General features: G+C 72.0%; 20 protein-coding genes. 14 read left to right on the top strand and 6 right to left on the bottom strand.

Going from position 1 to position 19,146, the window contains the following annotated elements:
• Positions 1-10 precede the first annotated feature (10 nt).
• Entirely contained in the window at positions 11-478 is a 468-nt protein-coding gene (locus ACWC97_RS06215; protein ID WP_450647719.1) for a hypothetical protein, read from the bottom strand.
• A 436-nt stretch (positions 479-914) separates the two neighbouring features.
• On the opposite strand from ACWC97_RS06215, the gene ACWC97_RS06210 reads away from it, so the two are divergent.
• Positions 915-2,309: a dipeptidase gene (locus tag ACWC97_RS06210; RefSeq protein WP_450647717.1), complete on the top strand. Its 1,395-nt coding sequence runs from the start codon at positions 915-917 to the stop codon at positions 2,307-2,309.
• Between the two features lie 43 nt (positions 2,310-2,352).
• A complete protein-coding gene (gene nudC / locus ACWC97_RS06205) occupies positions 2,353-3,300 on the top strand; it encodes an NAD(+) diphosphatase (protein ID WP_366292975.1) in 948 nt (315 codons plus the stop codon).
• Between the two features lie 78 nt (positions 3,301-3,378).
• Here nudC and ACWC97_RS06200 read toward each other — a convergent pair whose 3' ends face one another.
• Positions 3,379-3,633: a mycoredoxin gene (locus tag ACWC97_RS06200; RefSeq protein WP_352278325.1), complete on the bottom strand. Its 255-nt coding sequence runs from the start codon at positions 3,631-3,633 to the stop codon at positions 3,379-3,381.
• Between the two features lie 224 nt (positions 3,634-3,857).
• Between ACWC97_RS06200 and ACWC97_RS06195 the strand changes: the two genes are divergently transcribed.
• The 5 genes from ACWC97_RS06195 (at position 3,858) to ACWC97_RS06175 (ending at position 7,885) form a co-directional block, all read left to right on the top strand.
• Positions 3,858-6,059: an ATP-dependent DNA helicase UvrD2 gene (locus ACWC97_RS06195; protein WP_450647714.1), complete on the top strand. Its 2,202-nt coding sequence runs from the start codon at positions 3,858-3,860 to the stop codon at positions 6,057-6,059.
• 165 nt (positions 6,060-6,224) lie between these two features.
• Positions 6,225-6,560 carry a hypothetical protein gene (locus ACWC97_RS06190; protein WP_352278328.1) on the top strand — a complete coding sequence of 112 codons (336 nt, stop codon included), beginning with the start codon at positions 6,225-6,227 and terminating at the stop codon, positions 6,558-6,560.
• 173 nt (positions 6,561-6,733) lie between these two features.
• A complete protein-coding gene (locus ACWC97_RS06185) occupies positions 6,734-7,111 on the top strand; it encodes a WhiB family transcriptional regulator (protein ID WP_385217866.1) in 378 nt (125 codons plus the stop codon).
• Entirely contained in the window at positions 7,108-7,458 is a 351-nt protein-coding gene (locus tag ACWC97_RS06180; RefSeq protein WP_352278331.1) for a hypothetical protein, read from the top strand. The genes ACWC97_RS06185 and ACWC97_RS06180 overlap by 4 nt, the downstream gene beginning before the upstream one ends.
• Positions 7,459-7,669: 211 nt before the next feature.
• Positions 7,670-7,885 (top strand): hypothetical protein, encoded by a 216-nt coding sequence (locus tag ACWC97_RS06175; protein WP_450647711.1) that lies wholly within the window; start codon positions 7,670-7,672, stop codon positions 7,883-7,885.
• Between the two features lie 56 nt (positions 7,886-7,941).
• On the opposite strand, the gene ACWC97_RS06170 is transcribed toward ACWC97_RS06175, so the two are convergent.
• Both ACWC97_RS06170 and ACWC97_RS06165 read right to left on the bottom strand, forming a co-directional pair.
• Positions 7,942-9,501 (bottom strand): ABC1 kinase family protein, encoded by a 1,560-nt coding sequence (locus tag ACWC97_RS06170; RefSeq protein WP_450647709.1) that lies wholly within the window; start codon positions 9,499-9,501, stop codon positions 7,942-7,944.
• A 41-nt stretch (positions 9,502-9,542) separates the two neighbouring features.
• Positions 9,543-10,688 carry a ThiF family adenylyltransferase gene (locus tag ACWC97_RS06165; RefSeq protein WP_450647707.1) on the bottom strand — a complete coding sequence of 382 codons (1,146 nt, stop codon included), beginning with the start codon at positions 10,686-10,688 and terminating at the stop codon, positions 9,543-9,545.
• 247 nt (positions 10,689-10,935) lie between these two features.
• On the opposite strand from ACWC97_RS06165, the gene ACWC97_RS06160 reads away from it, so the two are divergent.
• The 4 genes from ACWC97_RS06160 (at position 10,936) to ACWC97_RS06145 (ending at position 14,798) form a co-directional block, all read left to right on the top strand.
• Positions 10,936-11,559: a M48 metallopeptidase family protein gene (locus ACWC97_RS06160; protein ID WP_352278338.1), complete on the top strand. Its 624-nt coding sequence runs from the start codon at positions 10,936-10,938 to the stop codon at positions 11,557-11,559.
• 107 nt (positions 11,560-11,666) lie between these two features.
• The gene (locus ACWC97_RS06155; protein ID WP_450647705.1) at positions 11,667-13,331 is read left to right on the top strand and encodes a TerD family protein; all 1,665 of its coding nucleotides are present in this window, start codon (positions 11,667-11,669) and stop codon (positions 13,329-13,331) included.
• 11 nt (positions 13,332-13,342) lie between these two features.
• Positions 13,343-14,023: an AIM24 family protein gene (locus ACWC97_RS06150; protein WP_392280704.1), complete on the top strand. Its 681-nt coding sequence runs from the start codon at positions 13,343-13,345 to the stop codon at positions 14,021-14,023.
• A gap of 19 nt (positions 14,024-14,042) precedes the next feature.
• Positions 14,043-14,798: an AIM24 family protein gene (locus ACWC97_RS06145; protein WP_352278343.1), complete on the top strand. Its 756-nt coding sequence runs from the start codon at positions 14,043-14,045 to the stop codon at positions 14,796-14,798.
• A 117-nt stretch (positions 14,799-14,915) separates the two neighbouring features.
• On the opposite strand, the gene ACWC97_RS06140 is transcribed toward ACWC97_RS06145, so the two are convergent.
• Positions 14,916-15,464, bottom strand: coding sequence for an NUDIX hydrolase (locus ACWC97_RS06140; protein WP_352278344.1), 549 nt, complete (start codon positions 15,462-15,464; stop codon positions 14,916-14,918).
• Entirely contained in the window at positions 15,461-16,876 is a 1,416-nt protein-coding gene (locus ACWC97_RS06135) for a zinc-dependent metalloprotease (RefSeq protein ID WP_352278346.1), read from the bottom strand. The genes ACWC97_RS06140 and ACWC97_RS06135 overlap by 4 nt, the downstream gene beginning before the upstream one ends.
• 192 nt (positions 16,877-17,068) lie before the next feature.
• Between ACWC97_RS06135 and ACWC97_RS06130 the strand changes: the two genes are divergently transcribed.
• From ACWC97_RS06130 to ACWC97_RS06120, 3 genes are all read left to right on the top strand, one after another.
• Complete coding sequence (locus ACWC97_RS06130; RefSeq protein WP_366293016.1) at positions 17,069-18,211, top strand: SDR family oxidoreductase; 1,143 nt, start codon at positions 17,069-17,071, stop codon at positions 18,209-18,211.
• Positions 18,212-18,327: 116 nt separating this feature from the next.
• Positions 18,328-18,789 carry a molybdenum cofactor biosynthesis protein MoaE gene (locus tag ACWC97_RS06125; protein ID WP_352278350.1) on the top strand — a complete coding sequence of 154 codons (462 nt, stop codon included), beginning with the start codon at positions 18,328-18,330 and terminating at the stop codon, positions 18,787-18,789.
• Positions 18,790-18,952: 163 nt separating this feature from the next.
• Entirely contained in the window at positions 18,953-19,123 is a 171-nt protein-coding gene (locus tag ACWC97_RS06120) for a hypothetical protein (protein ID WP_352278352.1), read from the top strand.
• Positions 19,124-19,146 lie beyond the last annotated feature (23 nt).

Genomic DNA, 19,146 nt, shown 5'->3' with positions numbered 1-19,146 from the left:
CGCGGCCGGCTCAGCCCCGGTCGAGCAGGAGCTGCCCGCGCGCGGTCGCGAAGAGCCGCCGCCGCACGGCGAGGTCGCCGGTGGTCGCGGTGGTGTCGACGAGGAGCTGGTAGACCCGGCCCGCCGTGCCCGGGACGAACACCTCGACGCGCTTGCGGGCCCGGCTCTGGCCCGCCCAGTGGTGGTCGATCTCCAGCCAGAGGGCCGCGCGGCCGTTCTGCCGGGTGGTGTGGCGGACCGCCGTGAGCCCGGCCATCGACGACTTCGCGGTGTCGCGGTACCAGGCGAGCTGCCCTTCCGCGGCCGCCTCGGCGGTCGCCCCGTACGACGTGTCCCGTTTCACGCTCGTCTCATGGGTGCCGCCCGGGGAGGCCCAGTTGCTCTGGATGGCGTTCCGCCTCGTCCGGGTCCAGCCGTCCGGTACGGCGAAGGCGACCGTGAGACCGGCCTCCCGGACCCGGTGCCACCCCTCGGGCACGGCCGGGGGCGGTGACGACCGCGGTTCCGGTGAGCCCTGTGATTCAGGCGACTCCTGAGACTTCTGTGACTCCGGCGACCCCTGCGATGGCGCGGGCGACCGCGACGCCGCCGGGGCGTCCGCGCGGCCGGCGACGCCCCGGTTGACCGGGGAGCCGCCGACGAGCGGAATCCCGAACACCGCCAGCAGCAGACCGGCCACCGCCGTGATCGCCGAGACCCAGGCCGCCGCCTCACCGGTGCGCCGACGCGGCGGCGTTCCCCCACCTGAACCGCTCTCCCCCTTCGCTGCCGGGCACCGTCCCCGGAACCGTTCGGCGGAGCCATTCAACTGGAGGAGGGGCCCCGCCGACAGCCGTACGGCCCGGAGCGGGCCGCGGCCCCGGACACCCCTGCGCGGAACGGACCCCGTCGGGGGAGGCACTAGGCTCGTGGCCATGAGCGACACCCCGGACAGCGCCGTCCGTACGTACACCCAGCAGCATCGCGCCGCCTTCCTCGACGACCTCGCCGACTGGCTGCGCATCCCGTCCGTGTCCGCCCAGCCGGTCCACGACGGGGACGTACGACGCAGCGCCGAGTGGCTGTCCGCCAAGCTTGAGGAGACCGGCTTCCCGGCCGTGGAGATCTGGGAGACACCCGGCGCCCCCGCGGTCTTCGCGGAGTGGCCCTCCGACGACCCGGACGCCCCGACCGTCCTGGTCTACGGCCACCACGACGTGCAGCCCGCCGCCCGCGAGGACGGCTGGGACACCGACCCGTTCGAGCCGGTGATCCGCGACGGCCGGATGTACGGGCGGGGCGCCGCCGACGACAAGGGGCAGGTGTTCTTCCACACGCTCGGCGTCCGGGCCCATCTCGCCGCCACCGGCCGCACCACCCCCGCCGTCCACCTCAAGCTCCTGATCGAGGGCGAGGAGGAGTCCGGCTCGCCGCACTTCCGCGCCCTGGTCGAGGAGCGGGCCGCCCGCCTCGCCACCGACGCCGTGATCGTCTCCGACACCGGCATGTGGAACGAGACGACCCCCACGGTCTGCACCGGCATGCGCGGCCTCGCCGAGTGCGAGATCGTCCTGGACGGCCCGGAGCAGGACATCCACTCCGGCTCGTTCGGCGGCGCGGTCCCCAACCCGGCGACCGCCGTCGCCCGGCTGGTCGCCGCGCTGCACGACGCGGACGGCCGGGTCGCGATCCCCGGCTTCTACGACGGGGTGACCGGACTCACCGACACCGAGCGGGCGCTCTTCGCCGAGCTGCCCTTCGACGAGGCGGCCTGGCTGCGCACCGCCAAGTCCCGCGCCGCGTCCGGCGAGGCCGGATACTCCACCCTGGAGCGCGTCTGGGCCCGCCCCACCGCCGAGGTCAACGGCATCGGCGGCGGCTACCAGGGCGACGGCAGCAAGACGATCATCCCGTCCTCCGCCCTGGTCAAGATCAGCTTCCGGCTCGTCGCGGGCCAGGATCCCGACCACGTCCAGCAGGCGGTCCGGGCCTGGGCCGAGGAGCGCGTCCCGGCCGGCATCGCCCACCGGATCACCTTCGCCCCCGCCACCCGCCCCTGCCTGACCCCGCTCGACCACCCCGCCCTCCAGGCGGTGGCCCGCGCCATGGGACGGGCCTTCGGCCAGAAGGTCCTCTTCACCCGCGAGGGAGGCTCGGGGCCCGCCGCCGACCTCCAGGACGTGCTCGGCGCCCCCGTCCTCTTCCTGGGCATCTCCGTACCGTCGGACGGCTGGCACGCCCCCAACGAGAAGGTCGAGCTGGACCTCCTCCTCAAGGGCGTGGAGACGGCCGCGTACCTGTGGGGCGAGCTGGCCGCCGCACTCCGCTGAGTCCTGAACACCCGATTCCACCCCGGGGGAGTAGGAAGCACCTGTGAGCACCTTCGACAACGCCGCCGCGGTCCGGCCCATCGGCCTGACCGCGCCCAGCGGCATCGACCGCGCCGCCCACCACCGCCTCGACGAGGCCTGGCTGTCCGCCGCGTGGAGCCACCCGACCACCCGTGTGTTCGTCGTCTCCGGCGGCCAGGTGCTGATCGACGACTCGGCCGACGGCTCCACGGAGATCGTCATGACCCCGGCCTTCGAGGCCCCGCTCACCGAGACCCACCGCTATTTCCTCGGCACCGACGAGAACGGCGTCAGCTACTTCGCGCTCCAGAAGGACTCCCTGCCCGGCCGCATGGACCAGCCGGCCCGCCCGGCCGGACTGCGCGAGGCGGGCCTGCTCCTCGGCCCGCGCGACGCGAGCCTGATGGTGCACGCGGTCGCCCTGGAGAACTGGCAGCGCCTGCACCGCTTCTGCTCCCGCTGCGGCGAGCGCACGGTCATCGCGGCGGCCGGCCACATCCGCCGCTGCCCGGCCTGCGGCGCCGAGCACTACCCGCGCACCGACCCCGCGGTGATCATGCTCGTGACGGACGAACAGGACCGCGCCCTGCTCGGCCGCCAGGTGCACTGGCCCGAGGGCCGCTTCTCGACGCTCGCGGGCTTCGTCGAACCCGGCGAGTCGATCGAGCAGTCGGTGGCCCGCGAGGTCTTCGAGGAGGCGGGCGTCACGGTCGGCGAGGTCGAGTACGTCGCCAGCCAGCCCTGGCCCTTCCCGTCCAGCCTGATGCTCGGCTTCATGGCCCGCGCCACCAGCTCCGAGATCAACGTCGACGGCGAGGAGATCGAGGAGGCCCGCTGGTTCTCCCGCGAGGACCTGACCGCCGCCTTCGAGTCCGGCGAGGTCATGCCCCCGTACGGCATCTCCATCGCGGCGCGGCTGATCGAGCTCTGGTACGGCAAGCCGCTCCCGAAGCCCGGCAGCCTCGGCTGACCCGCCCGCGGGACATGCCGACGCCCCCTCCGGCCGAGCACGGCACCGGAAGGGGCGTGGGGCGCGCCGGTACGCGGATCAGGCGGCGAGCGCCTGCTTCACCTGCGCCAGCGACGGGTTCGTCATGACGGCCTCGGCGCCGGTCGCGCCGACGACCAGGACGGTGGGAACGGTCTGGTTGCCGCCGTTGGCCTTCTCCACGAAGGCGGCGGACTCCGGGTCCTGCTCGATGTTGATCTCGTTGTAGGCGATGCCCTCACGGTCCATCTGGCTCTTCAGCCGACGGCAGTAGCCGCACCACGTGGTGCTGTACATCGTCACAGTGCCCGACATGTCTTCGCGCTCCTCTGTTCTCGCATGGTCGTCTCGTCCATCTCGCCCGTCCCGTCCGTCACACGGAGAAGTCCGTCACGGAGAAGCCGGACCGTGCGTCACCGCACGGAAGGGCAACGTACACAGGGCGACCACCATTCCCCGCCGGGACCGGTACGACGAATACGGCCCGCCTGTGGACGACCCACCGCGCCCCTCCCCGCCGACCTGGCAGCATGGGCGGAGTGACAGCAGCAACGCATTCCTCCCTCTTCCCCCAGGTCCCCGAGTCGGCCGACGCCGTGCTCGACGGCCTGGACCCCGAGCAGCGAGAGGTCGCCACGGCCCTGCACGGCCCGGTGTGCGTGCTGGCCGGAGCCGGTACGGGCAAGACGCGTGCGATCACCCACCGCATCGCCTACGGGGTGCGCGCCGGGATTCTCCAGCCGAGCAGCGTGCTGGCCGTCACGTTCACCAACCGGGCCGCCGGCGAGATGCGCGGTCGGCTCCGCCAGCTCGGCGCGGGCGGTGTCCAGGCGCGTACGTTCCATTCCGCCGCCCTGCGCCAGCTCCAGTACTTCTGGCCGAAGGCGGTCGGCGGCGAGCTGCCCCGGCTGCTGGAGCGCAAGGTCCAGCTGGTCGCCGAGGCGGCGGCCCGCTGCCGCATCCGCCTCGACCGCAACGAGCTGCGGGACGTCACCAGCGAGATCGAATGGTCCAAGGTCACCCAGACCGTCCCCGCCGACTACCCGGCCGTGGTCGCCAAGACCCAGCGCGACGCCCCCCGCGACCCGGCGGAGATCGCCCAGATCTACGCCACGTACGAGGAGCTGAAGCGCGACCGCTCGGTGATCGACTTCGAGGACGTTCTGCTTCTCACGGTCGCCATCCTCCAGGACCGCCACGACATCGCCGACCACGTCCGCCGCCAGTACCAGCACTTCGTCGTCGACGAGTACCAGGACGTCAGCCCGCTCCAGCAGCGGCTGCTCGACCTCTGGCTCGGCGACCGGGACAGCCTCTGCGTCGTCGGCGACGCCAGCCAGACGATCTACTCCTTCACCGGCGCCACCCCCGAGCACCTGCTGAACTTCCGCACCCGCCACCCGAGGGCCACGGTGGTCAAGCTGGTCCGCGACTACCGCTCCACCCCCCAGGTCGTCCACCTGGCCAACGGGCTGCTCGGCCAGGCCCGGGGCCGCGCCGCCGAGCACCGGCTCGAACTGGTCTCGCAGCGCGACCCCGGCCCCGAGCCCGCCTACACGGAGTACGCGGACGAGCCCTCGGAGGCCGAGGGCACCGCCCGCCGCATCCGCGACCTGATCGCCGCGGGCGTCCCGGCCGGCGAGATCGCCGTGCTCTACCGGGTCAACTCGCAGTCCGAGATCTACGAGCAGGCCCTGTCCGACGCCGGTGTGCCCTACCAGCTCCGGGGCGCTGAGCGCTTCTTCGAACGGGCCGAGGTCCGGGAGGCGGGCGTCGCCCTGCGCGGCGCCGCCCGCGCCGGAGGCAACGACTCCCTGCTCGACGACGCCGAGGGCCTCCCCGCGGAGGTGCGCGCGGTGCTCTCCACCAAGGGATGGACCTCGGAGCCCCCCGCGGGCTCCGGCGCGGTGCGCGACCGCTGGGAGTCCCTGGCCGCCCTGGTCCGCCTCGCCGAGGACTTCGAACGGGCCAGGCCCGGCGCGACCCTCTCCGATCTGGTGGCGGAGCTCGACGAACGGGCCGCCGCCCAGCACGCCCCGACGATCCAGGGCGTCACCCTCGCCTCCCTCCACTCCGCGAAGGGCCTGGAGTGGGACGCGGTGTTCCTGGTCGGGCTGACCGAGGGCATGATGCCGATCGCGTACGCCAGGACCGACGAGCAGGTCGAGGAGGAGCGCCGGCTCCTCTACGTCGGCATCACCCGGGCCCGGCTCCATCTGACGCTGTCGTGGTCGCTCGCCCGCTCTCCCGGCGGCCGTGCCGGGCGGCGCCCGAGCCGCTTCCTCAGCGGCCTGCGCCCGGGCTCCGGCCCGCTCGGCACCCGCAGCGCGCGTGGCGCGGTCGGCGGCGGGATCGAACGGGGCGCGGGACCGGCCGCCGCCAGACGGGGCCGCCGGGGCCCCGCCCGGTGCCGGGTCTGCGGCAGGACCCTCACCGACGCCGGAGAGATGAAGCTGATGCGCTGCGAGGACTGCCCCTCCGACATGGACGAGGCCCTGTACGAGCGGCTGCGCGACTGGCGCGCGGCCAGGGCCCGGGAGATCGGGCAGCCCGCGTACTGCGTGTTCACGGACAAGACGCTGATGGCGATCGCCGAGGCCGTACCGGGCAGCGCGGGCGAGCTGGCGGTGATCGCCGGGGTCGGCGCGCGGAAGCTGGGCCGGTTCGGAACCGCCGTTCTGGCCATCTGCGCAGGTGGGACGGTGGAGGAAGCGCTCGGCGAGGACACCGGCGAGGAGTGAGGAAAACTCGTCGGAAAAATAGTTTGCGCCCGCACCAGTCATCACCATAGGTTCTTAACCACGGAAACAACGGCTTCTCGGAAGCCTTGGGTCCGTGCTGTACTTATCCGAATACGTAGGACCGGCCCGCCGGTCCGCCCGAGACGCCGAGAGGAGGCGATTGAAGTGATCAGCATCATCGAGACCAACAAAATGACCGATCTTTCGGTCGTCTCCGCCTGCTCGCTCGGCCTCGCCTGCTCTTCCGAGTCCTCGCTCCGTGGCACCGGTCTGTCCGGCATTCCTGCCGTCCGTCCGCTGTCCCCGGCGAGCCTCCCGGCGCAGGAGCGCAATGAGCGACCGGCTCTGGCACCGGCAGCAGCAGTAGCGAAGGGACAGGCCCAGGCCTATGCCTTTGCCGCCGTCGGTGCGGGAGCTGAAGCCGGCGCCGATCAGCAGATGAAGCAGCACCACACGATGTGGGCCTTCCGTGGGCCTGAACCCTGGAGTCATCCAGCCTGATGCATCATCAGGCCGGCGCCTTCAGGGCCGCGGAACCCCACTCGGGATCCGCGGCCCTTTTGTTTTGTCCCAACGGACGAGACAACGCGAAGGGGCCTCGGGACAAGCACCACCCGGTACCAGCCGCCACTCGGCCAACAGGCCGGAACGACCAGACGAGGACACCACCCACCGTGCAACTCGAAACGCACGCCCCGTCCGTACCGACTTCCGACACGCTCCCGCCGCCCGGCCTCACGGAGGACTCCACCTTGACCCCCCTCGCCCCCCTCACCGCGCTCACCGCGCTCGACGACGCCATCGAGAACCTCGGCGTGCCCGTCCCGTGCCGCTCCTACGACCCGGAGGTCTTCTTCGCGGAGTCGCCCGCCGACGTCGAGTACGCCAAGTCCCTCTGCCGTACCTGCCCGCTCGTCGAAGCCTGCCTCGCGGGCGCCAAGGAGCGCCGCGAGCCGTGGGGTGTCTGGGGCGGTGAGCTCTTCATCCAGGGCGTCGTCGTCGCCCGGAAGCGGCCGCGTGGCCGTCCGCGCAAGAACCCGGTCGCGGCGTGATCGCCGGACTGGGGGTCACGGCCCCCCAACGCATCGGCACCATCGACCGTCCCCACACCCACGATCCCCGAAATCAGGCAGAAATGTCCGTCCCCACCCACGAGCCCGTCGGCTCCGCAACACCGAACGTCACGATCACCGGCGCGAACGACTCGCGTCAGAACAGGACCCGCGCCATGCAACTCATCCCAGAAGCCCTGGCCCGTGCCCATATGCACGAGCGCCTGCAGGAGGCCGACTCGCAACGACAGGCCGTGCGCCTGGTCAACGCGCGCCGGATGCAGCGCCGGGCCGAGCGCGCCTCGATGCGTGCCCGCCGGGCACTGGCCATGGCAGTCATGCACTAGCCAGGCACCGGCCGCGCCCTGCGCCGGCCACCTCACCGCCGGGCAGCCGCTCTCTGCCCGGCAGGGATTCGCGCCCCGGAACGGTACGCGAACCCGACAAGCAGTACCCCTTCCGCGGGGCCGGTCCGGACGGACCGGCCCCGCGGTCGTGCTGTGCGGTGGCGCCGGACGACACCGCGCGACATGCCGAGGACGGCGTTATCGTCACGAGATGGACGAGGAGAAGCCGCACCGGACCCAGGAGCCCGAGCCGGACGACGACGCTCCCGTCGTCTGCGCCCTGTGCGGCACCTCGGCCGAGGGCGAGGCCGTACCGCCGACCTGGCTCTGTTCCGTGAAGAACGGCGGACGCCAGTACTTCTGCGACACGTGCGCCCGCACCCACATCAGGGCGATCGAGGGCCGCCTCGACTCCGACTGGTGGTGACGGCCCACCGCGGCGGCCCCGCCCCCTGCCCCCGTGCCCGTCGACCGGCCCGCCCGCTATGCCCCTGACGGTGCGTCGCCCGCCAGCTCCTGCACCACGAGCCCCTTCCCGCTCGGCTCCGGCACGTCCGCACCCATCCGGCTCTCCTCCGGTCCACCGTCGGCCGGCCCGCTCTCGGCGGGTCCGTCCCCGGCCACCCCGTCCGTATCCGGTTCGTCCTGCGGCAGGAAGCCCGGCAGCCAGGCTTCGAGCTCGTCGCGCAGCCGCACCGTCGCGTTCAACTGGCACAGCACCCCGATCGTGCTCAGCGTCACCCGGTGTATCAGCAGATACGCGGGCGGCAGATTCAGCTGCTTGCCCAACTGGTGGGCGGGGGAGCGGGGATCGGCGATCCGCGCCGCCTGGTTGCGCATCCAGCTCCGGGTGAACGTGAACTCCTCCACCTGCGCCGGCTCGATGATCGGCAGGAGGTAGTCCAGCACCGCGTCGGGGTCGAGATCGATCGTCTCCTTGACGAAGCCCTCCCCCCGCAGCAGTTCGTATACCGCTTCCGCCTCGCCCGACAGCGTCAGCCGCAGGGATTCCCCGATGATCTCCGGCAGGCCGCCCGGAAGCCGGTCGACCGTTCCGAAGTCCAGTACCCCGAGCCGCCACTCGCCGGTCCGGTCGACCGCCTCTCCGCCCCCCGATCCCGAGCCCTCTTCTCCTTCCTCTGTTCCTTCCACCGCTCCTCGGTCCTCCGGCGGCAGCAGCCGGAAATTGCCCGGGTGCGGGTCCGCGTGCAGCAGACCGGTGCGCGCCGGCCCCGAGAAGAGGAAGCGCGCCAACAACTGTCCGGCCCGGTCCCGCTGCTCCGGCGTACCGTCGGCGATCACATCGGCGAGCGGGACGCCTTCCATCCACTCCGTCACCAGCACCTGGTCCGACCGGTGCACCACGCCGGGGATCACCACATCGGGATCGTCCGCGAACTCCTCGGCGTGGTCCCCCTGCGAACGGGCCTCCTGCTCGTAGTCCAGCTCCTCCGAGACGCGGTCGCGCAACTCCGTGATCAGGGGCTTGATGTCCATCCCGGGGATCAGCGGACCGAGCAGACGGGCGAATCTGCTGAGCTGGGTCAGATCCGAGAGCAGCGCCTCCCCGGCACCCGGATACTGCACCTTCACCGCCACGGCCCGCCCGTCGTGCCACACCGCCCGGTGCACCTGGCCGATCGAGGCGGCGGCCGACGGCTTGTCGTCGAACGCGAGGAACAGCTCCCGCCAGTCCTCCCCGAGCCGCTCCGCCAGCACCGTGTGCACGGTGTCACTGGGCATCGGGGGCGCGGCTTCCTGCAGTTTGGTGAGGGCCGCCCGGTACGGTCCGGCGACCTCCTCCGGCAGGGCCGACTCGAAGACGGACAGCGCCTGGCCGAGCTTCATCGCCCCTCCCTTCAACTCACCCAGAACGCGGAACAACTGGTCCGCGGTGCGTTGCTGGACCTCCCGGGCGACCAGCTCCGCCGATCTCCCGCCGATCCGCTTGCCCAGACCCCACGTCGCCCGGCCGGCGAAGCCCAGAGGCAGGGCGGCCAGCTTGGCGGTACGGGTGACCGCTTTCCGGGGAAGATCAGACATGAGCCCCTCCAAATCCCAGACCGCCGTACCGCGCGCGGCGGCTACCCGGCCATTGTGTCCTGCCGTACCTCGCTATCGGAGGAGCGATCCTCCCCAATGTGCCCGGCCGCCCCGCAGGAACAGTCGAGGCGCGGTGACCACCGCTCGGGACGCCATTCCAGCAGCGGCAGCGCCGCCTCCCAACGGGTTCCCGTGCTCGCGGGCAGATCGCCGTCCAGGAAGGACAGCGCGTGCGCGGCCGCCAGCCCGGCCACCGCCGTCGCCAGACCCAGGTCACAGGCCTGCACCGCCGTCCGCCGGCCGGACCGCCACTGCGACAGCATCCTGGTCCAGTCGGGATCCCGGGCCGCGCGCTCCAACGCCATGCATTGCGCGCAGGCCGTGCCGCCGGGCAGCACCAGCGGCCCGACGATCCCCGTCGACTCCAGCACCCCGGCATAGAGATGCGGCGTGCCCGACGCGATCCAGGGCTCGGCCGACCTGGGGTCGGGGACGTACACCGAGAATCCGTCGCGCGGGGCCACCACGACCAGGGACAGCCCCGGCTCGCCGCCGCCGGGCGGTCCCGCCGTTTCCGCGGCCCGGGGCGCCGTACCGGGCGCGGACCTGCGCACCAACTGCCGGGCGGCGGTGTCCCGGCGCTCCCCGACGGCTGTCGCCGGAAGTCCGCCGGGCGAGACGTCGGACGGCTCGGTGTGCCCGCCGTCGAGCACCTCCACGCGGCCCACCCCGGATCCGGACAGCACCGCCGCGATCGCGGCCCCCACCCGGCCCGCTCCCCTCACCTGGACCCGCATCGCCCGCCGGGCCGCCAACCGCCTCATCCCGCCGCCCGCTTCGGGGTGCACGACGGAGAGCGAGGCGAGGTCGGGGCGGTGCCGCTCCAGCGCACCGGGCCGGTTGCGCAGCACATCGGCCTCCGGACCGGCGGCCCGTACGTCGTCGATCAGCCCGGCGTCCAGCAACCGTCCCACCAGTGTGTCCACGTGTGCCTCGGTCAGCCCGAGCGTGCGGGCCTCCTCGTACAGCAGCGGCAGCCCGCGCGTCCCGTCGAGCATTTCCAGGAAACTGCCCGTGGTGATGTCCAGCGGACCGAACTTCACCGCATGGGCGTGCGTCACCCCGAACTGCACGGTCCCCGCGCTGCGCCAGGCGCGGCGCAGTGCGGGCTTCAACATCGGATACATCGGATACATGGCTGCCCCCGGTCTGCTCTGTGTCCCTCGGTCCTGCTCCCTGCGTGGTCCCGCGCATGGGCCGGGACCCGGTTCCTCGCCGGACCCGTTGCCAGAATGCATGCCGGGGCCGAAACGTGCGGAAAGTTGTCCACAGGCACGGGGTGTTAGTCATTCAAATGGTGGGGGAAGGGAACGGATCGAGCCCGAACCGTCCGGAGCCGGGATTTCTCCCACCGGCACCGGGTAACGTCGTGGCGTGCCCGCCGACCCGTCACCCGGAATCGCCGGGGAGACCCCCGCGCGCCGTGCCGGAACCCAGCAGCAAAGTGCCGCGGACCGTCCGCCCCGCGCCCCGGTGGCGAACGCCGTCGAGGTCCGCAGGAGCAACCGCCGCCGCAGAACGGTCTCCGCCTACCGGGAGGGCGACCGCACCATCGTGCTCATCCCGGCCCGGATGTCGGAGGCCGAGGAGCGGCGCTGGGTGGGCGTGATGCTCGACAAACTCGCGGCGCAGGAGAGCAAGAAGGTCTTCGGCGACAGCGAGCTGGCCGAGCGCGCCGAGCGGCTGTCCGCCCAGTACTTCCAGGGCCGGGCCAGGCCGGCCTCGGTGCGGTGGGTCACCAACCAGAACAGCCGATGGGGCTCCTGCACCCCGGCGGAGGGCAGCATCCGCCTCTCGCACCGGCTGCAGGGCATGCCCGAGTACGTCATCGACTACGTGCTCCTCCACGAGCTGGCGCATCTGCTCGTCCCCGGGCACGGCCCGGACTTCTGGCGGTTGCTGGAGGGGTATCCCCGTACCGAACGGGCGCGCGGATACCTGGAGGGCGTGGTCGCCGCCGACCGGTTGCCGCGCCTTCCCGCCGCGCGAGGTGAGTGACCAGCGCCGATTCTGTACCGGGTGTGCACCGGCTTGGATCGATGTCGGAGTTTGCGGTTAGCCTGGCGCGACGCATTCACCTTCGGGATGGGGGACGGTCGTTACGTATGGCCAGGGAATTCCAACGCGGCCACAAGGCCAGGATCAGCGACCTCACAGCGGGCACGGACCTGTACGTAGGCGTGCAGATCGCCGGCCAGGGACTGACTTTCGACATCAGCTGCTTCGGTCTCGACGCCAACGAGCAGCTCTCCGACGACCGCTATTTCGTCTTCTTCAACCAGCCCAAATCGCCGGAGGAGTCCATCCAGCTCCTCGGCCCGCAGGCCGGTGACACCGAGTCGTTCCGCGTCACCCTGGACCGCGTCCCGGCACACATCCACAAGCTGTCCTTCACCGCGACGATCGACGGGGCCGGGCAGATGTCCCAGGTCGGTCCCGGCTACATCCGGGTCGTCGCGGGTGGCGAGGAGGTCGTCAGGTACGCCTTCACCGGCTCGGAGTTCACCACCGAGCGTGCGGTGATGCTGGGCGACTTCTACCTGAAGGACGTCTGGCGCTTCGCGGCGGTCGGCCAGGGCTTCGACGGCGGTCTCGAAGCGCTGCTGAAGAATTTCGGCGGCGAGGTCGCCGAGGAGGAGCCCGCCGCGCCCCAGCCGGAGGCGGCCGCACCCCCGGCGTTCGCCCCGCCCGCCCAGGCGTCCGCGCCGCCCCCTGCCCCGTCCTTCGGCGCGCCCGCCGCACCGGCACCGCCCCCCGCCCCGTCCTTCGGCGCCCCTGCCGCGCAGCCTCCCGCCGCGCCACCGCCGGCCCCGGCCCCCGTGACGCCGCAGCAGATGCACGCCGCGCCGACGATGGTGGCACCACTGGCACCGCACGGCGGCCCGGTGCCGCCCCCGCCCCCGCCCGCCGCGCCCTACGGGCATCCGGGGCAGCCGCCGCAGCCGCAGTTCGGGCAGGTCCCCGGCCAGGCACCGCCCGCGGCCCCGTACGGTCAGCAGCCCCCCGGGCCCTACGGCCAGCCGCCCGCGGCCCCGTTCGGTCAGCAGCCTCCCGGGATGCAGCCTCCCGGTGTTCCGCACGGCGTTCCCCAGGGGGTGCCGCAGGCCGGTGCCGGTCTCCAGGCAGCTCTTCAGCTCTACAAGGAGACGGACAACGGCCAGCGCTGGACCTCGCAGAACCAGCAGCTCATGCGGGTCGACCTCGACAAGGGCGGCACGCCCGTGCTCGCCCGCCAGGGCAGCATGGTGATGTACCAGGGCAAGGTCGACTTCGGCTACAAGGGCGCCGGTTTCGCCGGCCGCATCGTCGGCAACGCCACCGGCCAGGAGATGCAGCTGATGCGCTGCACCGGCCGCGGCCAGGTCTTCCTCGCCGAGGAGGGCTCCCACCTGCACCCCATCGAGCTCCAGGGCGACGGAATCTGCGTCTCGGCGGAGAACGTTCTCGCCTTCGACGAGACCCTTCAGTACGAGGTCCGCAGGATCGACGGCCACGGCATCCCCGGCGGTGCCCTGTTCACCATGCAGTTCCAGGGCACCGGCACGGTCGTCGTCAAGACCCACGGCACCCCCGTCGTGCTGCCCGTCACGCCGACCACCTTCGCCGACTGCAACGCCGTCGTGGCCTGGTCGTCCGGGTCCCAGGTGATCATCTCCAGCCAGGTCCGGCTGCGCCGCAACGCGTACCCCGGGCACAGCGGGGAGACCGTGAACCTCCAGTTCCGGGGCGCCCCCGGCAACTTCATCGTCGTCCAGCCCTACGAGGTCTGAGGGAGCCCGTCATGAACCAGCAGCTCGCGGGCTACGTCCCGACCCCGGTCACCGCCCGGATGGAGAACCACGGCCACACGATGCTCAAGGTCGCCATGGCCACCGGCCAGGACCTTTACGCGCGTACCGGCTCGATGGTCGCCTACGAGGGCTTCATCCAGTACGAGCCCAACCCGCCCGCCGTCCGGCAGATCGCCTCCCAGTGGCTCACCGGTGAGAGCACGCCGATCATGAAGTGCTCCGGCGACGGTCTGCTCTACCTCGCCGACTACGGCGCCGACGTGGTCGTCATCAACCTCAACAACGAGTCCCTCTCGGTCAACGGGACCAATGTCCTCGCCTTCGACGCCCATCTCACCTGGGGCGTCGAGCGGGTCAAGGGCCTCGCCAAGTTCGCCGGGCAGGGCCTGTGGAACGTCTGCATCTCCGGCACCGGATGGGTCGCGATCACCTCGCGCGGCACGCCCATCGTCGTCGACTGCGGACGCGGCGAGGACGAGACCTACGTCGACCCGGACGCGCTCGTGGCCTGGTCCCCGAACCTCAAGGTGAAGGGGAAGCGCAGCTTCAAGGCGTCCTCGCTCATCGGGCGGGGCAGCGGCGAGGCGTACCAGATGGCGTTCTCCGGCCAGGGCATCGTCGTCGTCCAGCCGAGCGAGGACAGTACCGACCGCCTGCGGATCCGGAACTGACGGGGGAGGGGAACACACCATGCAGAGTCCGCTTTTCAGCCACACCGAGCAGCAGTCCCAGGAGCGGTACACCGTCCAGAACCCGCAGCTCCTGCGGGTCTCGCTGACCGGCCACGACGACGTCCTCGCCCGCAAGGGGGCCATGGTCGCGTACCAGGGCCTGATGGAGTTCGACGGCGAGTACCAGTCGCAGGGGCAGCGTCATGCCCGCGCGCACACCGGCGAGGGCCTCGAACTGATGCGGTGCTCCGGCCAGGGCACCGTCTTCTTCGCCAACCTGGCGCAGCACATCCACGTCGTGGACGTCGACCACGACGGCATCACCGTGGACAGTGCCTACGTCCTGGCTCTGGACTCCGCGCTGCACACCGAGGTCATCGCGGTGGACAGCCAGTACGGCATCTCGGGCACCGGGAAGTACCAGCTCAACATCTCCGGCAGCGGCAAGGTCGCGCTGATGACCTCGGGCCAGCCGCTGATGATGCAGGTCACGCCGGACAAGTACGTCAATGCCGACGCCGACGCGATCGTCGCCTGGTCCAGCTCGCTGCGGGTGCAGATGCAGGCCCAGACCCATTCCTCGGGCGTCTGGCGCAGGCGCGGCAGCACCGGCGAGGGCTGGGAGCTCAGCTTCCTCGGCCAGGGTTTCGCCCTGGTCCAGCCGAGCGAGGTGCTGCCTCCGCAGAGCCATGACATCGGCCAGGGCATCCGGGCCCAGTACGGCATGGGGCAGCAGGGCGCCCACGGCCAGAACCAGAACAACACCTGGAACTGAACCGCCGGCACGAAACGTGCGCCACGGCCGAGGGGCGGTCCTCACGCGGGGACCGCCCCTCGGCCGTGGCCGCGAAGCCTGGCACGGCCAAGGGCCGAGCTCGGTGGGCCGGGGCCGCTACCGGCGTTCCGCCAGCGCGGCGCGGGTGCGCTCCAGCAGCCGCACGACGGAGGCGTCGGCCACCGAGGCGACCTCGTCGTACGCGAACCAGCGCAGGTCCAGCGATTCGTCGCTGATCCGCTCGGTGGAGCCGGCGGGGGCCAGCGCCGCGTACTGGACGTCCAGATGCCAGTGGCAGGGCGCGGGGATCGGATGGCGGTCCAGCGTGACCGGGCCGCCCCCGAGCAGGGTCAGCCCGGGGATGCCGGACTCCTCGGTGGCCTCCCGGAGCGCTGCCGCGGCGAGCGAGGCGTCCTGCGGTTCGCAGTGGCCGCCCATCTGCAGCCACATCCGCAGCTTGCGGTGGAGTGTGAGCAGAACCCGCCCGTGCTCCGGATCGACGACCAGCGCGCTGGCCGTGAGGTGGCCCGCCCCGCAGGACTTCCACATGCCGTCGGGGTGGTGCGCCAGATGGTCGAGGTAGACCTGGCGCAGCTCCTCCTGAGCCGGATCCGCCGGGCTGTCGTACGCCTTCAGTACGAGGGTGGCGTCGTCGTGGAGGCTCACCGGCCGGTGTCGTCCTTGCCGTCCTCGTCGTCCGGCTCGGGCTTGCCCGGGCCCTTCGCCGCCTCGCCGAGCATCTTGTCCAGCTCGGAGAAGTCCAGCTGCTCGTGGTGGACGAAACCGTCCGGGTCGTCCAGGTCCTGGGCGGTCGGCAGCATGTCGGGGTGCGCCCACAGGGCGTCGCGGCCGTCGAGACCGCGCGCGTCGGTGAGCGAGGCCCACAGCCGGGACGCGTCCCGCAGCCGCCTCGGGCGCAGTTGCAGACCGATGAGCGTCGCGAAGGTCTGCTCGGCGGGACCACCGGAGGCACGGCGCCTGCGCATCGTCTCGCGCAGCGCGTCCGCCGAGGTCAGACGGGACTTCGCGGCCTCGTGCACCACGGCGTCCACCCAGCCCTCGACGAGCGCGAGCGCCGTCTCCAGACGGGCCAGGGCGGCCTTCTGCTCCGGCGTGTCCTCCGGCTGGAACATGCCCTGCTGGAGGGCGTCCTGGAGCTGCTCGGGCTGCGACGGGTCGAACTGGCCGACCACGTCCTCCAGCTTGCTGGTGTCGACCTTGATGCCGCGCGCGTACCCCTCGACGGCGCCGAACAGGTGCGACCGCAGCCACGGGACGTGGGCGAAGAGGCGCTGGTGGGCCGCCTCGCGCAGGGCCAGGTACAGCCGCACCTCCTCCTGCGGCACGCTGAGGTCCTTGCCGAACCGCTCCACGTTCAGCGGCAGCAGCGCGGCCTTGCCCGCCGGGCCCAGCGGCAGACCGATGTCGGTCGACCCGACCACCTCACCGGCGAGCACACCGACGGCCTGCCCGATCTGCTGACCGAACATGGCGCCGCCCATGGACCGCATCATGCCGATCAGCGGGCCGGCCATCGCCTGCATCTCCTCGGGCAGCACGTCGCCCATGGCGAGGCCGACGCGCTCCGCCACCGGGTCGACCAGCTTCTGCCAGGCGGGCAGGGACGCCTCGACCCACTCCGCGCGGCTCCACGCCACCGTCGAGACCGAACCGGAGGGCAGCGACGTCACCCCGTCCAGCCAGAGGTCGGCCAGGCGCAGCGCCTCGTCGACCGCGGACCGCTCCGAGGCGCCGACGCTGGCGTCCTTCGTGCCGTCCGGCGTGCCCTGCGAGACCGTCTGGCGGGCGATCTGCTTGGCCATGTCCCAGTTCACCGGGCCGCCCTCGTAGCTCAGCATCTGGCCGAGCTGCTGGAAGGCGGCGCCCAAGTCGTTGGGGTTCATCGAGCCGAACATCGCCGCGAACGGGTTGTCCCCGCCCGCGCCCGGCCCGAAGCCGAACGGGTTCGCCGGCCCGCCCGAGCCCTGCCCACCTCCGGTGGGGTCCTTCTTCTTGCCCTCGTCGCCGTTGTCCGGCTCCTCCGGCGGAAGGCCGAATCCGAATGGGGTGTCACTCACGGGTTTCCTCGGCTCGTAGGGCCGCCGGCTCGAACCGACGGCGACTGCCCGACATCACCATCCAGCGTAGACACCAAAAGTCCCCGCAGGGCCTCAGTGCTCCGCCGGCTCCCGGCCTGCGGCAGGATGGACGCCACCTGGTACGCACGCGTCATTCGGGTACGTACTGAAGACAACCGCTGGAGATGCCTGGTGAGTTCCCCAGATCCTCAGGTTCGCGCAGCGCGAAACCTGTCCGCTCCCTCGACCGAGAACAAACCGGAAAAGAGCCGGTCCAGGAACCGTGGCCCCGTGGTCGCGGTCACCGGGGCCGCCGGCGGCGTGGGCGAACTGCTCACCGCGCGCCTCGCGGCGTCCGAGGAGATCAAGCAGGTCATCGCCATCGACGAGCGACGCGGCGAGGTCTCGGAGGCGACCTGGCACATCCTCGACGTGCGTGATCCCGCCATCGCGGAGAAGCTGCGCGGCGCGGACGTCGTGGTGCACCTCGCGCTCGATCTCGACCTGGAGACCGATCCGGCCGCCCGTACCGCGTACAACGTGCGCGGCACCCAGACCGTGCTGACCGCGGCCGCCGCCGTCGGTGTGCACCGGGTCGTGCTGTGCACCTCGGCGATGGTCTACGGGGCCCTGCCCGACAACGACATCCCGCTCTCCGAGGACGCCGAACTGCGGGCCACCGCGGAGGCCACCGGTGTCGGCGACCTGCTGGAGATCGAACGGCTCGGCCGCCGCGCGCCCCGCGCCCACCCCGGACTCAACGTGACCGTGGTCCGCCCCACGGTCCTGGTGGGCGGTACGGACACCGCGCTGACCCGTTACTTCGAGTCACCGCGTCTCCTGGTCGTCGCGGGATCCCGTCCGACCTGGCAGTTCTGCCACGTCGAGGACCTGGTCACGGCCCTGGAGTACGCCGCGCTGGAGAAGATCGACGGAGAGTTCGCGGTCGGCTGCGACGGCTGGCTGGAGCAGGAGGAGGTGGAGGAGCTCAGCGGCGTCCGGCGGATGGAGCTGCCCTCCGCGGTGGCCCTGGGCGCCGCCGCCCGGCTGCACCGGATCGGCCTCACTCCCTCCCCGGCCGGTGACCTGGCGTACACGATGCATCCCTGGGTGGTCAGCGTGAGCCGGCTCCACGACGTGGGCTGGCGTCCGGGCTGGACCAACGAGGAGGTGCTCGCCGCGCTCCTGGAGGAGGTCGAGGGGCGGCACACCGTCGCCGGGCGGCGTCTCGGCCGCAAGGACGCCACCGCCGCCGGTGCCGCCGGGGCGACCGTGGCGCTGCTCGGCACCGCCGCCCTGGTGCGCCGGGCCCGCAAGGCCCGCCGCCGGATCTGAGGGCGGCGCGGCCGCGCCCGACGGGGTTCTTCTGTAGGAGGCTCCAAGGCCGGGGGCGGCCCGCCGGTGAAATCCGCAATTCCGCCCCGGCGCCCCGGTGCGGCACCATGGGCCCCATGGCACCCACCAACCACCATCCCGGCGAGCGGGCGGCGGACGACCCGGTCCGGCTGCTGGAGATCCGCGACACCCCCCTCTCGATCGACGAGGTCTTCCGGGCCGTCGGGGACGACGCGGCGGGCGGCACGGCGCTCTTCGTCGGTACGGTGCGCAACCACGACGGCGGCCAGGACGTCGGCGGGCTCGGCTACTCCTGCCACCCCTCGGCGCGGGACGAGATGCGCCGGGTGGCCGAGAAGGTCGCCGCAGACTTCCCGGTCCGGGCACTGGCGGCGGTCCACCGGGTGGGCGACCTCCAGGTGGGCGATCTCGCCGTCATCGTCGCCGTCTCCTGCCCGCACCGTGCCGAGGCGTTCGCGGCCAGCCGCAGACTCATCGACGACCTCAAGCACGAGGTCCCGATCTGGAAGCACCAGCGATTCTCGGACGGCACCGAGGAATGGGTCGGCGCCTGCTGATCGCAAGCGCGTGTCCGACGCGGCAGGGGCGGACCCGCCCCGGCCGGAGGACCATCCGGGCGACCCGATTTGCGTAACTCGGGCCCTGCCGTGAGCGTTGTTTCACCGGACGGTTAATCTGCTGATCGGTCAGTTGCGGTCGCTCACGGGTAGGGAGGTCGTAATGGCAGCGCTTGCCTGGTTGATGATTCCGCTTTTCGCTGCGCTCGGCTCTGCGATATGGAGTAGCTGGGCCGCTCGAAATCGAACCACCGGCGATGCCTCGGAGCTCGTCGGCTATGCCCGGTTCCGCGAGGCGATGGAGAAGTCGCGTTCCGGTTCCGACGTCGTCTGAACGGTCCCGCGCGTATGCGGTCG

The organism is Streptomyces sp. NPDC001108 (assembly GCF_053598535.1).
The sequence above is the reverse complement of the archived record's forward strand: the minus strand, read 5'-3'. Positions and strand labels throughout refer to the sequence as shown.

What these genes read in the sequence shown, in the direction of transcription:
- ACWC97_RS06125 (WP_352278350.1), top strand. Translation starts at nt 18,328, where the DNA reads ATGGCACCCACCAACCACCATCCCGGCGAGCGGGCGGCGGACGACCCG.
- ACWC97_RS06155 (WP_450647705.1), top strand. Translation starts at nt 11,667, where the DNA reads ATGGCCAGGGAATTCCAACGCGGCCACAAGGCCAGGATCAGCGACCTC.
- ACWC97_RS06150 (WP_392280704.1), top strand. Translation starts at nt 13,343, where the DNA reads ATGAACCAGCAGCTCGCGGGCTACGTCCCGACCCCGGTCACCGCCCGG.
- ACWC97_RS06210 (WP_450647717.1), top strand. Translation starts at nt 915, where the DNA reads ATGAGCGACACCCCGGACAGCGCCGTCCGTACGTACACCCAGCAGCAT.
- ACWC97_RS06165 (WP_450647707.1), bottom strand. Translation starts at nt 10,688, where the DNA reads ATGTATCCGATGTTGAAGCCCGCACTGCGCCGCGCCTGGCGCAGCGCG.
- ACWC97_RS06120 (WP_352278352.1), top strand. Translation starts at nt 18,953, where the DNA reads ATGGCAGCGCTTGCCTGGTTGATGATTCCGCTTTTCGCTGCGCTCGGC.
- ACWC97_RS06175 (WP_450647711.1), top strand. Translation starts at nt 7,670, where the DNA reads ATGGACGAGGAGAAGCCGCACCGGACCCAGGAGCCCGAGCCGGACGAC.
- ACWC97_RS06200 (WP_352278325.1), bottom strand. Translation starts at nt 3,633, where the DNA reads ATGTCGGGCACTGTGACGATGTACAGCACCACGTGGTGCGGCTACTGC.
- ACWC97_RS06170 (WP_450647709.1), bottom strand. Translation starts at nt 9,501, where the DNA reads ATGTCTGATCTTCCCCGGAAAGCGGTCACCCGTACCGCCAAGCTGGCC.
- ACWC97_RS06145 (WP_352278343.1), top strand. Translation starts at nt 14,043, where the DNA reads ATGCAGAGTCCGCTTTTCAGCCACACCGAGCAGCAGTCCCAGGAGCGG.